Here is a 16,972-nt window from a genome sequence, read left to right as displayed (position 1 = left end):
ATCGCAATCTGAATATAAAACTCTGAAAAAGAGAGTGCACCAGCTAATCGAAGAGAGACCATTGGATAAATCCTATATGGATCAAGTGAAGAAAAAATATGAACAAAGTTCCCTATTGATTTCTAATTTGGAAAATAAGAAAAGTGAACGTGCAATTCGAGAACACGGAGAAATAGACATACATCCTTATTTTTTGCAATTTCATAATGAACGATTAACTAATTTATTTATGAACGAACGATTCAGACATTACCAATTGCTACTGGATACTAGAAAATATATAGAAGCGCAGAATATTAAGCTAGATGAGCTGTTTCCACTTATTTTTTCAAGAATTTCAGATGTCTATCATGAAAAAAATAATAATAAAGGTTACTTTTCATTTGTCTCGCATGTTCATGGCTTCTTTGAGCTTTCTGCCAAGCAAGAGAAACCCTACAACGAAAATTTATTTGAGACACTTTATGTAGAAAGGCAATTAGGTTTTGAAATTGCAGAGAAAGCACATTCTCAGCTAATTAATAGATGGTATAAATATTTTTCAGAGTTTTATGGATGTTGTTTAAGTCAGGTGGACGAATTATTAGACGATCATTATAAAGCTGAATTGGCTCGTACTATAGAGGAATTAGAAAAAAATTTTAAAAATGATTTTCATAGGAATTTTGTTGCCTATTCAAAGAAAAATAACTTTATGGAAAAACCTGAAGCAACGGCCTATAGATTTACAGTCAATCTGCTGTATTTACTATTACCTTACTTTAATATAAGTGCCTTGAAGAAGCAAAAGTATATTTATATGGCTTACAGAGTAGTGGAAAGTAAAAAAGGGATGACTTGGAGGGAGGAGTTAGGACTTGACTATAACAGTTACTCAAAATCCATTTAGTATTTATCGAGGAACCAATACCTCTGATTATTGGTACTTTGAAATGCGAGAAAAAGCGAAGGAAATTCAGTCTGCTAAAGACGAGATTGACAATGTTCATGAACAAATTGAAAGAGAGAAAGAAATTGTAGTCAGTCAAATTGAAGAAGAGTTCTCTCTACAAAAGGATCCTAAGCTATTGAATCTGAAACGGGATGTTCATAATTTACGTAGCATTCGTTTAAGAAAATACTCAGGGCCAATTTTGTTGAAGCAACTAGTAGACCTTTTAGATCAATTAGAGTTGTACCAAGAAGCACTGCATCGACGTTATGAGGAAGCCGTATTGAAATCGAGGGAGATTCTTCAAAGAGAAATAGCGGATGAACAACTGCAAAAGACCGTTTTATTTTTTAATCAAACTATTTATAAGAACATTGAAAAGTATTTATCCAAACCGGTACAAACACATAATAAAAAAGAAAAAAAGTTGGACAATTTTATTATCAACTTATTAATGCGCAGCTCTATGAAAACTAGTCCGTTTTCTTACCTTACCCAAACGGGCTCTTCTGGTAATCGATTTTTAATAAAAAAGAAGGCAAACATCGAATTAAATCATGCTCTACTTTTTAGAATATTTTTGGAAGCTATTCGTACCGACGAGGAATCATTAGAAAAAATCCCTGTCCATGTTTCTAAATTTGGGCAAAGGAATTCTAAGATTTTCTTTGTCACGCAAGAGAATGTTCCACAATCTAAGAAAATATATGAAACAAGAGATAAGCTGGTTGAAATGGGGATTGCGGAAGAAGTAATTCAATTTCTAAAGAAAAAACAAGGGCAAACTATATTTTATAAAGAATTTGCTCAATTTCTAAGGGAAAAAGAACTTTATTCGGGGCATGAGTTGGATGTATTTAAAAAACTTGTTTCCACAAAAATAGTAGTACAAAAAATTTCAGTAAATGCTAAAAGAAATCTTGTAAAAGAAATGATTTCCTTTTTAAACGAACATGGTATTTGCGAAGAGCTATCACGCCAGCTTCAATTAATGAATGAAATGCAAAAGGAGTTTGAGCAGGCAGATACAAATGAGCGGTTAGTCCTTTGGAGAAAGATTGAGGATATGATTAAAAGTTTGAGTGAAACCATTCCGAATTTTGGTACGGAAATTCTATATGAAGATATCTTGTTTGATGCTCAGAGCAATAAGAGCAGTCTCAAAGATATTGAAAATAAGTTTTCTAATCGTTTTTTTGAAGAAATTACGGCATTTTTACTGTTATTTGATGTGAATATTCGTGTGCAATACGAAGTGGCAGCGCTATATAAAAAATTATATGGCCATTCGGAAATCAGTTTGTCTGACAGCAATTTATTAAACAATGTATTCTTCGAAAAATTGAGATACTTCTTCCCTTATTTCCAGGACATGGATTACCGATATGATGAAGCGATTGCACCTGAAGTAAAGATTTTGGATGATCTTAGAGATGAATTTAAGGCATTCTTTTCTCAATACTTAGATGAAAATCAAGCTGGAGAAATTGACTTTCAGGAACTAATACAACCTTTTTCTAAAAAAATTCCTAAATATATTAAATACGGCAATGAATTTAGTATGACCTTTTTTTATCAGCTTTTTCAGGAGAAAGTAATTTTAAACGATATTTATGATGGTCAGGAGAAATTTTTATCTAGATTTAAAGACTTCTTCGAGGACTTAAATAGTGATACACAGTATCAAGAATATATAGGGAAAAATTATTATGACAAAAATTATTACGAAGTAACAGAGCTGTTTGGATTTAATGGCGGCATTCATGATAGAAATTATAGTCAAAAATTAAATCTGGAATTTGGATATCAGAGATTCCATGATGTTGGGCATCCTCATATATCAGATTTTTCGGTTAAATATGATGAGAAAAAGAAAAAATTGATAGTGCTTGACCATCAGAAGAATGAAGCGAGAGTAGCCTATAAATCATCATTAGTTCCAGTGTTTCTCCCGGGAGTTTTATCTGTATTGCTACTTTTGTTTCAAAGCGGAAGAATCAACTTTGATATAAATTACTTTTTGAAAAAAAGAAGTGATATGCCAAGAATTATTTTTGAAAATATTGTGATGTACAGAAAGAAATGGACTATCAAACTCGAAGATTTAAAGCGTATCAGTAAAGAAGCCGCAGATGAAGTAGAGCTATATTCATGCATTAATAACTATTTTAAAGATCGGCATTTACCTGAAACTTTCTTTTTAAAGAAATATCGTATGGGTGAAGAAATTTCTGCGATGAAGCCATTGTTTATTGATATTACAGTACCAATACTATTCAAACATTTTATGAATGAAATTACCAATGAAGAAAGTCAAGATCCTACGTTCTTTATCGAAGAGGTGTTACCTGAATTTAAGAATGACCTTAGGGAATTTGTTGTGGAATATACGATTGACAATTAGGAGGGTGAACAATGCAGAATTTTAATGTAAAGGTAGAAAAACTAACAAAGAACTATGGAAAAAAAGCTGTTCTGAAAGGAATAGATTTTATTGCTGAAAAAGGTGAAATTATTGGTGTTATTGGAAAAAATGGTGCGGGGAAATCGACATTCTTAGAAATTTTAATGACCATTAAGGACTTCAATGATGGGAAGGTTGTTGTCTTTGGTAATAATTTAAAGGAAATTGATCAAGCCCAGCTCGGAAAAATTAAAAGCAATATATCCGCGGTTCTGCAACCTACACAGTTTTATAAAAAATTAAAAGTAAAAGAATTACTAGATCTTTTTAGATCCTATTATGGTAGCAAAGTAGATCTGAATGAAATTATTGAAGAGTTTGAATTGCAGGAGCATCTCAATACATTCTTTGATAATTTATCTGGGGGCTGGAAGCAAAAGGTTAGCCTAGCAATTGCTTTTTCTTCTAAACCGCGTTTGATTATTTTGGATGAACCGACTACTGGCCTGGATCCTCATATGCGAAATATATTATGGGAAAGCATCACAGGATATATTAAAAAAAATGATAGTACAGTGATTTTATCGACGCATTATATGGACGAAATCGAACTCTATTGTGATAAAGTTCTTTTCATTAATGACGGTGTAACCGAAGTATTTGATACGCCAGAAAATATACTAAAATCCGGTCATAAATCTATTAATAGCTTCTATCTTGATAAAATTGCCAAATAAGGGGGAGTAAATATGTTATTAACACAAATTAAATATGACTTAAAAATGTTCTTTAGAGAGTTATTTTATTTAGTCTTCACGGTTGTTGTACCGCCTGTCACATATATTTTAATGGGACAAATGTTTAGTAATGCAACCTATAGCGGAGGGATGAACTATGTTCAAATGTATACACCTTCGTTTATTGTCCTGATTAGTTTTTCAGTCGTATTTTTTGCCTTTGGTTTTGATCAGGTAATGAATCGTGCAGCTGGAATTGAAAAAAGACTTTTCATTACGCCCATCACTGATAAAATTCTTCTCATGTCCAGCATTGCTAAGTCATTCATTATTGCTACTGCAGGATTTTTCTTAATAACTTTAATCGGCTTACTTGTTTATGATTTGCAGCTTTCCATTGTTAATTTCTTGGTTTCATATTTAAGCTTATTACTCATTAATGCGGTGATGCTGGTTTATTCTCACGCAATTTATTCAAACTTTAAGGAAGTTAAAACAGCACTTATTTTGTCTATTGTGTTATTCCAAATTGTTATGTTCACTGGTGGCTTCTCTGTTCCAGTGGAAAGTCTCCCGAATTTTGTGAAGTATGTATCTTATGTGAATCCGTTCTATCATTTAAATAATATTTATATTTCAATTTGGAATGAGACATTTGAATTCAATCAAGATATGTTGATTTCAATCGGGTACACGTCAGCTCTTCTGATTATTTCATTAGTTGTCATTAAGTTCAACAATAAGAAGGAGTGAGTAATATGCTAATAAAGGCTCGAAGAAATATTCGTTATCATTATAATGAACCAGACTTATTTATATATGGGCCAAACGAACTAATAAAATTAAAACTAAGTGTTTCAGAATATGAAGATATCACTTCCTTGATTAGTAATGCCTATCAGGGAAGTGAAGAAACAGCACTTTTTGAAGAGTTTAGCCGCTACACAAAACTTATTCAATTTCTTATAAAAAAACATGTTTTTTATTTAATTGATCCGAAGGTCTATGATCTTCACAAAAGCAGCCTCTATTTACCATGGGTAGAAGAGCAATGTCTATCAGTAGAAAAAGGTTTGAGAGACATTGAGAAAGTTTATGTGAAAATTCCCACATCCTATTTTGGTGCAATTTGTCTCAGTGAATTATTGGCAGAAAATCATATTCAACATGAAATTGTAGAAGTTGAGAATATAGAAGTTTTTGCAGACGGGAAAACCGTTGTAAATTATTATATTGGGAAAAAAGAAGAGAGAATATGGATTACCACAAGAAAGCATACAAATTTTGAGTCCGTATCCGCTGAGGATATTTCAGAGAAACTTCTTGCAGGCTTCCTTTATTATGGCGTCATTATATCTATTGTTGCGGAAAGTGCCCCGGTATTCAATATTAATTCTCTTATGGAAGTTGAGAGGAAATTGGCGTTTGACGGAATTAAAAAGGTGGATTATCAAATTTCAGGACGAGCGCCTCAAGATGCTATCAAGAATTATAATTCACTTGAAAATTTTGTGAAAAAATATGATTCAAAGATAGTATCTTTTAATAAAAATAAAGAGTATTTTACTTACAACCAATCACCGTTGCAGATTATTACCGTGCAAACAGAAGACAAAGAAAATTATTACTTTGCAGATATTTCTTATGAAAGACTCGCACAGTTTCTCTCAGAGGCAGCATTTATCGAAATATTAAAAAATAGCTATTCAAAAGATCTTCTATTGAAGCAACAGGAAAAAGTTATCTATAGTACCCAACATAATAAAGCAGGGAAACTGTCCAGATTATATCTGAATGAGCTGGAAGAATCAGAGCTTATTATTAATTTAATGAATCAAGAAAAGCTATCTACTCATTTCTACCTTCAGGCATGTATTAGTGGGGGGTATTACTTGTATGCTGTAAATCATAATTCAGAAGCATTCATTTTTCAGCTACCCGTAAGAACAGCAGCCCAGTTGATAACAGTTTTACTGACTTGGATTAGTATGCATATGAATGCTGTATCCATTAAAGAATCATTCTTCCAATCCATAGACGTAAATGAGCTCCACTTAAAAGAAGGCAGCTCTTTCAATTGGGACATATCTCATCAACAAAATCTAGTAAGTGGACAGCAGACAACTGTGGGGAAAATTCTCAATGATCATGGTTTTGAATATGAACTTTTGGAGGTGGAGTGATGACCATACTAACAAACGTTGCTACGATTATTACAAACCAAAAGTATATTTTTGTACATTCATCCAAGAATGATTCATTCTTTTGCCTAAACTGCTTTAAGGAGCGAACAAAAGAACTGAAAAGCTACCAACAATATTTTGGTTGGCAAGAAGATGAGCCTAGCCACCTAGAAGCAGAAATAATTGCTACTCTCTTGCAAAAGCTTCAAACAAGTAATGAACCGTACCTTTATGAAATAAATCGAGATACATTGGAAATTCAAGCGAAAGCAACTTTCAAGCGAGGAGATTGTCACTGTAATGAAGATACTGCTCCACATAAACTTCAGGAATTGGATACGATGTTCGATGCAAAGGATAATCGGCAATTGAGCTTTGAACAGGTAAGAGAGAAGATTGAAAGAAACAAAAAACTAATCTATGCGCATCCATCGTCGATCGTGAATGCATTGGCTCGTTCTGGAGATTCTTATGGTACACCAATGGTTCAGACAGAAGTATTGTACAAGGGGATTTCAATGCTTTCCTATGGTCGGACAGGGACGTATGAGAAGTCAAAATATATTTCTATTTTGGAATCGTTAGAGCGCTATGCTACAGCGTTTCCTTATAAAAAGCAAAAAAGGTCAATGCGAGAAAAGGATTCAGAAGTGATCGACCTAACGCTAAGTGAAGTAATGGCGCAATGCAATTATGGCAATCCAGAAAATTATTCAGAAGATCAGCCACTGAATTATGAGAAAGTTTGGGCATTGCATAGTGAAAAAGATGTTTTGATTCCCGAGCAGCTAATTTATTATAACTCTCATGTTGTTTCTGATGAAAAAAGATTTATTTATGAAAGTTCTAATGGCAGTGCTCTCGGTTCAACAGAAGCAGAAGCTAGCCTTCATGCGATGCTAGAACTGATAGAACGAGATGCCTTTTTAGCTACTTGGTATGGACAAATTCCACCTGTCAGAATTGATGAATCAAGCATTCATTCTAAAAAAATCCAAGCTTATTTGGAATCCCTAAAGCAAAAAAATATTCGTGTACATTTGTTTGATATATCTATGGAAGTGAAAATTCCGACTATCTGGGTCCTATTAGAAAAAAAGGAGCCTAGGGAAAATGAAATGGCCTTTTACACAGCTGCGGCAGCTTCCTTTGATTTGGAAGAGTCAATAGAACGAGCATTAATTGAAGCTACAACAGCGATTACTGTATTTACAAATGTATTTAATAACGAGGATTATCAGACAAGAAAGAGACAATTATTGATGAATCCTCAATCGGTTCACAAGTTGGAAGACCACTTGCTGCTTTACTCAAATAAGGAGATGAAGTATGCATTTTCGTTTGCATTAAATACAGAGATGGTGTCTTCCTATGAGCAATTGGAAACAGGATATACAGCATATCAAGGGAAATTTTCCGAGGTTGTTCGAACGCTTGAGAAGCAATTGGTCGATATTTCTGGTAAAGCGTATCGGGCTACGATGGAAAACCCGAATTTATTTTCTGCAGGATTTGTTAATGTGAAATATGTAGTGCCTGGCATGCTGACAATGACTTTTGGGCATCAAAATAGACGAGTTGTCAGTCAGCGAATTGAAAAGGCTATTCAATATAAGAAGAAAGGGAAGCTAGATAAAAACTGGATAGAGAAAACACCACATCCATTTCCATAATTGAACGGGAGGGAATAAGGATGATTGATCAACAATATTTAGATCGATTCGGAGAGAATCGTTATAAGCAAACATTGTCTGTTGCACAAGTGGATGATGAACCGCTATTTAAAAATCATTTAGATGTGATTGACATGAAATTTTTGAAGGAGCTTGGTAAAAGTGATGGCTGGAGTTCCATTATTTACGATCTCTATTATTATTTAGAAATGATTCAGCGGATAGATTTTTTCAGCAAATACTATTTCCATTCTTTTTCTCCAAAAGCTAGAAATATAGATAGTCTCAAATTGGTATTCGTTCATAAAACGCATATGTTTGTATACAAAGCATTAACAGACAAAATTTATGTATATAACCAAGAGTATTTTAAAGGGTTGAATGCTGAAAGAGATTATCTAGTAATCGTAAATGACAATCGTCAGCTCCAAAAATTCTATGGTGAATTTTCTTTGATGCTAGGTTTATTGAATACAGGTCATTATCTTTATAATCTTGACTATGTTTTAAAGGGCCATCGAATTCGTCACCGAAAACTAACAACAGCTTCACTTGAAAAGGCTCGTGATTTTGTAACAATTCCGCTTGTACTGGAAATAGCTTTAGACCAAGAATATCATTTGAGTACAGTAGATATAAAAGAGCAACCGGAAACCGAATTTTTCAGGAGAAGAGTATCGGAGCAAAATATTAAAGGCGATTCAGTAGTAAAAAAGTTAATGTTAGCTACTACACATCATCAATTCCTAAAGGAATTCCTAGTAGCAGCACAGGACTATCCTGAAATAGGTTTGTGGACCTTTATAGATAATATTGCTGATCTCAAAAGTGGATTTTATCGGATTGGAGAAACATGTGAATTTATTCAACCGAAAGAAAAACTTATGTATAAGAAGATGTTGCAAGAATATCAAGATTTCACTAATTTGGAAGGCATGTATTATTGGATATTTTTTACCTTTGAGAAAACAAGACAAGATTATGATGACATTTTTTTAAGGATTGGTCATTTTGCACAACATTTATCTATTATTGCTGCGAAGTATGGAATGGCTGCTCGAGGGATTAAAAATTACAATGACAAAATAATAAAAGAGAAATTCAATTTAGAGAACAATGTACAGCTTGGCTACTCATTAAATCTTTTTAAGAGCTGGAATACAAGTCACAGTATATTTTTAAAATAAAGGAGAGCCTTATGTGGATATCTAAACATTTATTCATTCATGATTATGTGTTAATTGAAGAGTTTTTAAAAGAGTATTTGTTGCCATTTTTAGAAAGAGAAAAGGTTCGATATTTTTTCATTCGTTATTGGGATGGTGGTCCCCACATCCGTTTGAGATACCAAACTGCACAAGATATAGCAGAGAAAGTTGATAAAGATTTGGAGCAAATATTAGAGAGCTTTCACCAAAAACATAAGAGCCATTCATTTCAAGCTATTTCCTATGATGAGGCGATTGTTCAGACAGAAGGTATTGTACCAACTGCTCCATATCCGAATTTTTCAATTCAGACGATTGAGTATGTACCAGAGCTAAACCGTTATGGGGGAGAGACAGCAATGGCGCTATCCGAAGAACTATTTGTCCACTCGTCAAAATTTGCTGGACAAATAATTCAAAACCTTAATCGAACTCAGCGTTATGTGTTAGCGATTGATCTCATGTACAACTGTACAAAAATTGCTCAAGAATTAGGGTATATCGAGAAGCATGAGACAATGTTTCATGCATATCGTGAAATATGGACGCAATTTTCTCAGAATAAGGCCCCGGAGCATATATTCAAAGTGATTAACAACAGAATCGATCAATTGAAAAATGGCGAGCTTGCAATTGAATTCTATCAACCATATCTTAAGGTGTTCAAATCTTTGCTTGCTCAAATAAAGTTATGTCAAACAACAATGGAGCCAAAGTACGCCTTTTATATTGTCATTTCTCATCTCCATATGTTGAATAATCGATTAGGAGTATCTCCGGAATATGAATTCATTTTTTCAGATGCTTTTCTTAAAGCTGGATGATTTCTTAAAAAGGAGGACATTAATTTGTGGAATTTTAAAGGTGAGCGGAATATAGAGAAAAAATTCATGGATTATCATATGATGTCAATCAATGAACCTGAATTTACCAATACTCAAGTATATGCTCATAGACCGAGGGAATTACAGGCAAATGGACATTATCCGTTAATAGATTTAGAGTATACGATAGACGAAAATAATATATTTGAAAAAATTTTAGGGACAAGATATACGGCAAGGGAACCATTCAAAGCGAATGTCAAAGTCAATAAAAAGTTAATGGCGCAATTTACTCAATTGGCTATGATTGGTGGTGAAAAAGAAAATCGTACATACCCTTCTGGGGGGGCACAGTACTATGTTAACATTTATTTTTTATTCAATGAGCAATTGGTTGACATGGATTTGATAGAGCAGGGAAATATTATGCTACTGAATAGTGATACTCAAAAGCTATTAGTTAAACAGTACGTGTCGTGGGATGAAATTAGTAAAGCGTTTATCCAAAAGTATTTGGCTAATACCGCTCAGTTTGCTGTTGCTTTGAGCTGTGATATGTCTGGAATCTCTGGAAAGTATACAGATATCTCCTATAAACTAGTTCAACAGGAGGCTGGACATATTGGACAAAATATCCAATTAGTAGCGAATTACCTTGGATTGGAAAGTGTTCCCCTGGGTGGTTTTTATGATATTGAGCTATCAAAACTTTTGAGTGATCATCAAACATCCTTGTATGCATTTCTGATAGGATAGAAAGGAGCTGAGGTAGAATATGTATTGCTTAAAATTAAAATATCAAGTAAAAAAAATGAACGATTTCTTTATGATTCAGGATTGTATAACATTAGAAACAGTCATGGCCTTTAAAGTCAAAGATATTGAGTTTAATAAATTAAAAGAGATTATCTATCATGGAATAGATGAAACAACAGACTCTTCGGAGAATAAGCTTGGAAAACAGCTTTTGGAAAAGGACCCTACATTGTTTATCTCCTATGAAAAACAAAAATCCAGAGATCTTTTGAATCTAGTTAGGAGCTATACAGAATTTTTTACACCTTATTTCATTTCCACGGAAGCAATTGTTGAATACTTGATTTTTGCAGAAAAAATTATTGATACAGGGAAAATCTTTAACATTCAAGTCATATTAGAAGATAAATTCCCAAATGTTCAAGAGTTTCTGGAAAAATCGCCGTTTGTACAAACTGTCTATGATGATAAGCCTCAGGACAATATTGATCTCCTAATTGGAACACAAAAGAAAATCGCAGAAATGAATCCAGTGGAGTCTTTTTCAAAGTATGTACTGGCATTGAGTTGTCAGGAAAAAAGTTTGGAGATTGGTCCATTAATTAATACAACAAAGTTCGAAATCCCAAAATTTTCAATAGAAGGCGAGCAGAATGCAGCCATAATGCATCATGAAGAGTTATTGATATGTTTCTTCCTAGAAAGAATTCTATTTATTCAGTTATTTAATTTGTATAATAAAATGCGGCAAAATGAATTTTTCCCAACAAGAAACAAAGTCTGTATCAATCGTATGAATCTTCAAGGATACAGTGAAGCGGTTACGCTTTATCCCAAATATTTTGTAGAGTTTGTCGTATGATAAATTTCATGATTGTAAGGAAAATACTCGTAACTGTGTATTTTCCTCTTTTTTTTTTGCATATAAGTAATCAGAGTAGTAAGTTACTAAACATTTGAAAAAATGCTAGATAACAAAGCTATACTTTTATTGTAAAGACAAACAAGGAGGGGGAAAAATGGAAATACTGCTAAAAGGATTTAGGGAAGACGTGTTGGCAGAATATATGGTTAGGAAATTAAAAGCAAGACAAGATTTAACCAGAATTCAAGAACTGAAGTGTAAATTGGGTATTGAAGTCTGCCTCATTAATCTCGGGAAGGCCATTCCTGTTTATTTAACTGCATTTCTACTTCATTCAGTTTGGCTAACATTTATCTTTCACAGTGCTTATTTATTAGTACGGCTCTATGCTAGAGGTATTCATGCTAAAAAAAGCAGTACCTGCACGTTGATAAGCATTTTCCTTTTTGGAATACTACCGATCATCATACGAGATATTTCAATTTCAGAATCGATTTTCTGGATTGGCATTCTAGCTGTATATATCTGTCTTTATAAATATGCCCCTCAAGATACAGAAAAGAACCGTGTTAATGATAAAGCGTTGAGAGTAAAACTGAGAAATAGAGCCATTATTGGCTATTCGATTTGTGTAGCAGTAATGATTAGTACAAGCTCAGAAATAGTAATCAATCAAGTATTTTTTGGAAGTCTACTAGCTGTATTTTGTATTCTTCCGTTGACATATAAATTATTGAAAAAATAAGGGAGGAAGAAGAAAATGAAAAAAATCCAACATATGTTTGCAGAAGGTCTAACAAAGCTGTTTGTTGTAGTAGGAGGGTTGAGTGTTCATAATTTCTGTGTATTGTATTCCTTTGAACCAACAATTCCAGAAGAATTGAAGAAGTAATTTATGTGTGAAATGATAGATTTTCACTAAAAATTCTAAATTTTGCTAATTCCATTATCTATAGTATAATATTCATAATAGATGACTAAAGAGAGATGAGGATTAGTGAGTGATTCTATTAGCTATTGTTCAAGTTGCCATTCAGTGTATTTTAGTAGCTTTTGTCATAGGTAAACCTTTTTTTCGAAAGGAAACTATTTTTGCAGTCATATTGTTTAGTCTAATAATGGGTTGGCTATATCCATACCTGGATATTTTTGGTTCGCTCTTAATATTTGCGTTTGTTCTTGGTATGTTTAAGTATACATATCTAAAGTGGATACCTGCACTGTACTACGCATCAACAATAATGATTGGTATGATCCTCATTGATCATATAACTACTTTCATTTTGGGAAAAGTTTTAGATATTGATACAATCTCCTCAGAAACAAACGAACTCATTTTTTCAGCGGTATTACTTCATCAATTTATTACCCTCATCATTGGTATTATATTTATAAAGTTTTGGAAAAAAATCACTTTTAGAATTTTTGAAAAGGATGCAGAAGATAGGATTACAAAACGTATTTTAGCTTTCTTGGGTCTTTTTACGTATACAATTTATTTTACAATGATTGTTTATGTACGATTAACAGGAAATCAAAAAACGCTAGTATTGATGAATACGCTATACTTATTTATCTATTTCGTCATTTTTGCTGTTAGCTTGTCGTTCCTAGTATACACCTTCAGAAAGCAGCTAGAGATGAGGGAGAAGGAAATTGAGCTGAACAGTATACAAATGTACACGGAACAGCTAGAAAAAAACTATTATGAAATGCGAACTTTTCGCCATGATTACATCAATATCCTATCTTCTATGTCCGAATATATTAATAATCGTGATATGGATGCTTTAGAAAGCTATTTTAATGACAATATTATGCGTGTCAGTCAAGAGATTCGTGATAATGATTTTAAAATGAGGGGTTTGTCTGAAATTAAAATTCCAGAAGTAAAAGGTTTGGTTTCCTCCAAACTGATTACAGCACAAGAAAAGGGGATAGATGTGGTTTTTGAATGCCCTAACGAAATACATTATTTGAATATGGATAGTGTACTGTTGTGTCGCTGTATTGGAATTATTTTAGACAATGCCATTGAAGCAGCAGAAGAGATAGAGAAGGGTATGATACGAGTGGGGTTTGTAGAGCTCGAACAATCCGTGTCCTTTGTAGTTTGGAATACGTTTAGAGATACCGGTCATAAGCTTTTTCAATATTTCGAAGAAGGTTTCTCGACAAAAGGAGAAAATCGCGGATTGGGGCTGAACAGTCTGAAGAAGATGGTTGATCAAGAAAATATGACACAGTTGGATACAGTAATAGAGGATGGTTTTTTTAAACAGGAAATTGTAATTTTAAAGTGAGGGATTGAGATGATTGATGTTTTTATCTGCGAAGATCAAAAGGAACAAAGAGAAAGAATAGCCAGATATGTGTCAAATTATATAATGATTGAAAATCTGGATATGCAGCTGGTACTAACAACCGCAGATCCAGAAGAGATATTACACTATATTAATGAGAGTCAACGATCTGGTTTATATTTTCTTGATATCGACCTAAATCATGAGATGAATGGTATCACACTTGGCGCAGAAATCAGAAAAATTGATCCTATAGGTGATATTGTTTTTATCACAACACACTCAGAGCTTACTTATTTAAATTTCATTTATAAAGTAGCAGCGATGGATTTTATTATTAAGGATGATGTTGATTCTATACAGAGTAAAATTATAAGCTGTTTGAAGGTGACGAATGAAAGAAGGCAAGTGACGAACAAGGCATCCAATAAAAAATTCGTTCAAAGAATTGCTGATAAAATTATTAGTGTTAACTTTGATGAAATTATGTTTTTTGAGTCCTCTCCATTACATAAAGTTGTTTTACATTTGGATAATCGTCAAGTGGAGTTTTATGGGAAACTGAAAGACGTAGAAAAAGAGTATGAAGGTTTCATACGTTGCCATAATTCTTTTGTAGTTAATATCGACAATATTCAGGAAGTGGATTTTAAGAGGAAAGAAATATTAATGAAAAATGGAGAAATTTGTTATGGGTCAGCACGAATGATAAAGGCTGTACAGAAAAAATTAGAAATCAATGTTTTCGAATAAAGGTTGCTTGGCCCTCTCTTAATGTAAAATAGATGAACTTAAAGAAATTAAAAAAGATACAGTTATTATTTAAAATATCCGGTAAATGATAGTTAAAAAAACTAACATTTACTGGATATTTTTATGACAGCATTTGTGTTAATTAGTAATGATTATACGAATTGTCTATTGTGATACCTAACAACTTGACATAAGTCTAAATGGGGAGTACTATACATTGGTCGCGAAAAAAGCTATCGTGACCTAACATTATTTTAAATGCAACGTTAATACTTATAATCTCTAAGTTAATATACATCAAGATTCAATTCAATAAGTAAAAGGTAGGTGCAAGAAATGAGAAATCTAATAAGTAAAAAAGACGACCTATTGAACAACTTTTTTGGAATATATGTAGTAGCTGTTTTAATGTTATGGATTAAAACATATATCTCGCAACAAACACAATTTGACTTAGGCGTAGAAGGAGTTATTCAACAATTTCTTTTACTATTAAATCCATTAGGCTCAGCAATGCTATTTCTAGGATTTTCATTTATCTTTAGAGGAAAACGAAAATATACATCACTCGTTGTAGTGTACATGCTGATGTCAATCCTTTTGTATGCTAATATTGTTTATTACCGATTTTTTAGTGATTTCATTACATTACCTACACTTTCTCAAACGCAGAACTTTGGTGATTTAGGTGGTAGTGTTCTTTCTTTATTAAAACCATATGATATCTTATTCTTTGTAGATGTATTCGTAATGTTTTATCTACGCTTCTCAAAAAGAATTCAAAAAGATACTACACGCTTTGGATATAAAAAAGCGATGACGGTCATTACATGTGCTTTAGCTATTTCAATCCTTAATTTAGGGCTAGCTGAGGCTAATCGTCCGCAGCTATTAACAAGAGGTTTTGATAGAAACTATATTGTGAAATATTTAGGGATGTATAACTATACGATTTATGATTCAGTCGAAACGATGAAAGCATCCTCACAAAGAGCTTTGGCGGATAGTAGTGATATTACAGAAGTGATTAACTATACTAAATCTAACTATGCAAAGCCAAATGCAAACTATTTTGGTAAAGCAAAAGGAATGAACGTTATTTATTTACATTTAGAATCATTCCAGAACTTTCTTATCGACTATAAATTAAACGGTGAAGAAGTTACACCATTTTTAAATTCATTAGCAAAAGATCAAAATACATTGTATTTTGATAATTTTTTCCATCAAACTGGGCAGGGTAAAACATCCGATGCAGAATTTATGCTAGAAAACTCTTTATTTGGGCTACCACAAGGTTCTGCTTATATTACAAAAGCACAAAATACGTACCAGGCAGCTCCTAGCATTTTAAAAGATTATGGTTATACATCGGCTGTATTCCATGGTAATAACGGAAGCTTCTGGAACAGAAATGTGATTTATAAATCCTTTGGCTTTGATAAATTCTATGATGCTAGTTATTATAATACGGGCACTTCAGGTGACATGGCTGAATATGGGTTATTGGATAAACCGTTCTTTGAACAATCGCAAAGTCTTTTAAGTTCTTTACCACAACCGTTTTATACAAAATTAATTACGGTTGGGAATCACTATCCATATAAAATGAATCAAGACCTAGTAACAATCGATAAAGCAAATACTGGAGATGCAAGTGTTGATAATTATTTCCAAACTGCTCGTTATGCGGATGAAGCAATCGAACAAGTTTTCCAACAATTAAAAGAATCTGGTTTATATGATCATTCGATGATTGTTCTTTATGGCGACCATTATGGTATTTCAGATAATCATAACGCTGCAATGAGCCAAGTAATTGGAAAAGATATTACACCATATGAAAGTGCTAATTTACAACGCGTTCCATTATTCATACATGTTCCAGGTATGGAGGGTGGAGCTAACCATACGTATGGTGGGCAAACAGACCTTCTTCCAACGCTATTACATTTACTTGGAATTGATTCGCAACAATTTGTTCAATTTGGCTCTGACCTATTGTCAGAAGAGCATCATGAAATTGTGCCTTTTAGAAATGGCGATTTTGTCAGCCCTAAAATCTATTCAATTAATGAAAAATTTTATGATAATGAAACAGGTTTACCACTAGATGATAGTCAATTAGAGTCTGCGAGAACAATTAAGAATGAAGTAGATCTTAAATTGCAACTATCTGATAAAGTCGTGAATGGCGACTTATTAAGATTTTATAAGCCAACAGGCTATACGCCAGTTGATCCTTCCCAATTTAATTACTCCAAAGAAGACGATGTAGAATCGCATTAATGGTTAGCCTTTGCTAGGCAGGTTAAGAAAATGAGTAAGGTATCTA

The 16,972-nt window shown here is 33.1% G+C and carries 15 protein-coding genes; all 15 read left to right on the top strand.

All coding sequences use genetic code 11. The annotated features are described in order from the left end of the window. The first annotated feature begins 76 nt into the window (after positions 1-76). The 15 genes from ACE1MS_RS16210 to ACE1MS_RS16140 all read left to right on the top strand — a co-directional run bounded on the left by ACE1MS_RS16210 (position 77) and on the right by ACE1MS_RS16140 (position 16,926). Positions 77-889, top strand: coding sequence for a hypothetical protein (locus tag ACE1MS_RS16210; RefSeq protein WP_422761800.1), 813 nt, complete (start codon positions 77-79; stop codon positions 887-889). Beyond that, the gene (locus ACE1MS_RS16205; protein WP_447402477.1) at positions 858-3,335 is read left to right on the top strand and encodes a lanthionine biosynthesis protein; all 2,478 of its coding nucleotides are present in this window, start codon (positions 858-860) and stop codon (positions 3,333-3,335) included. Before ACE1MS_RS16210 ends, ACE1MS_RS16205 begins: the two co-directional genes overlap by 32 nt. An 11-nt stretch (positions 3,336-3,346) precedes the next feature. Continuing rightward, positions 3,347-4,072: an ABC transporter ATP-binding protein gene (locus tag ACE1MS_RS16200; RefSeq protein WP_012295527.1), complete on the top strand. Its 726-nt coding sequence runs from the start codon at positions 3,347-3,349 to the stop codon at positions 4,070-4,072. A gap of 12 nt (positions 4,073-4,084) precedes the next feature. Then, positions 4,085-4,825 carry an ABC transporter permease gene (locus ACE1MS_RS16195; protein WP_012295526.1) on the top strand — a complete coding sequence of 247 codons (741 nt, stop codon included), beginning with the start codon at positions 4,085-4,087 and terminating at the stop codon, positions 4,823-4,825. Between the two features lie 5 nt (positions 4,826-4,830). Next, positions 4,831-6,255: a hypothetical protein gene (locus ACE1MS_RS16190; protein WP_200990579.1), complete on the top strand. Its 1,425-nt coding sequence runs from the start codon at positions 4,831-4,833 to the stop codon at positions 6,253-6,255. Next, positions 6,255-7,928: a YcaO-like family protein gene (locus ACE1MS_RS16185; RefSeq protein ID WP_012295524.1), complete on the top strand. Its 1,674-nt coding sequence runs from the start codon at positions 6,255-6,257 to the stop codon at positions 7,926-7,928. Before ACE1MS_RS16190 ends, ACE1MS_RS16185 begins: the two co-directional genes overlap by 1 nt. Before the next feature lie 20 nt (positions 7,929-7,948). Further along, a complete protein-coding gene (locus tag ACE1MS_RS16180; protein WP_200990578.1) occupies positions 7,949-9,115 on the top strand; it encodes a hypothetical protein in 1,167 nt (388 codons plus the stop codon). Between the two features lie 11 nt (positions 9,116-9,126). Continuing rightward, complete coding sequence (locus ACE1MS_RS16175) at positions 9,127-9,960, top strand: thiopeptide-type bacteriocin biosynthesis protein (protein ID WP_012295522.1); 834 nt, start codon at positions 9,127-9,129, stop codon at positions 9,958-9,960. A 24-nt stretch (positions 9,961-9,984) separates the two neighbouring features. After that, positions 9,985-10,716: a SagB/ThcOx family dehydrogenase gene (locus ACE1MS_RS16170; protein WP_227256817.1), complete on the top strand. Its 732-nt coding sequence runs from the start codon at positions 9,985-9,987 to the stop codon at positions 10,714-10,716. A 19-nt stretch (positions 10,717-10,735) separates the two neighbouring features. Beyond that, positions 10,736-11,578, top strand: a complete 843-nt coding sequence (locus ACE1MS_RS16165) for an ABC transporter permease (protein WP_200990576.1) — start codon at positions 10,736-10,738, stop codon at positions 11,576-11,578. Between the two features lie 157 nt (positions 11,579-11,735). Then, positions 11,736-12,326, top strand: a complete 591-nt coding sequence (locus tag ACE1MS_RS16160) for an accessory gene regulator AgrB (protein WP_012295519.1) — start codon at positions 11,736-11,738, stop codon at positions 12,324-12,326. Between the two features lie 15 nt (positions 12,327-12,341). Continuing rightward, positions 12,342-12,473, top strand: coding sequence for a cyclic lactone autoinducer peptide (locus ACE1MS_RS16155; RefSeq protein ID WP_012295518.1), 132 nt, complete (start codon positions 12,342-12,344; stop codon positions 12,471-12,473). A 109-nt stretch (positions 12,474-12,582) separates the two neighbouring features. Beyond that, positions 12,583-13,884 (top strand): sensor histidine kinase, encoded by a 1,302-nt coding sequence (locus ACE1MS_RS16150; protein ID WP_036162271.1) that lies wholly within the window; start codon positions 12,583-12,585, stop codon positions 13,882-13,884. A 9-nt stretch (positions 13,885-13,893) separates the two neighbouring features. Beyond that, positions 13,894-14,637 carry a LytR/AlgR family response regulator transcription factor gene (locus ACE1MS_RS16145; protein ID WP_031419338.1) on the top strand — a complete coding sequence of 248 codons (744 nt, stop codon included), beginning with the start codon at positions 13,894-13,896 and terminating at the stop codon, positions 14,635-14,637. 336 nt (positions 14,638-14,973) lie between these two features. Then, positions 14,974-16,926 (top strand): LTA synthase family protein, encoded by a 1,953-nt coding sequence (locus tag ACE1MS_RS16140; RefSeq protein WP_036162269.1) that lies wholly within the window; start codon positions 14,974-14,976, stop codon positions 16,924-16,926. Positions 16,927-16,972 lie beyond the last annotated feature (46 nt).

The sequence above is a fragment of the Lysinibacillus sp. fkY74-1 genome, assembly GCF_053165895.1.
The sequence above is the reverse complement of the archived record's forward strand: the minus strand, read 5'-3'. Positions and strand labels throughout refer to the sequence as shown.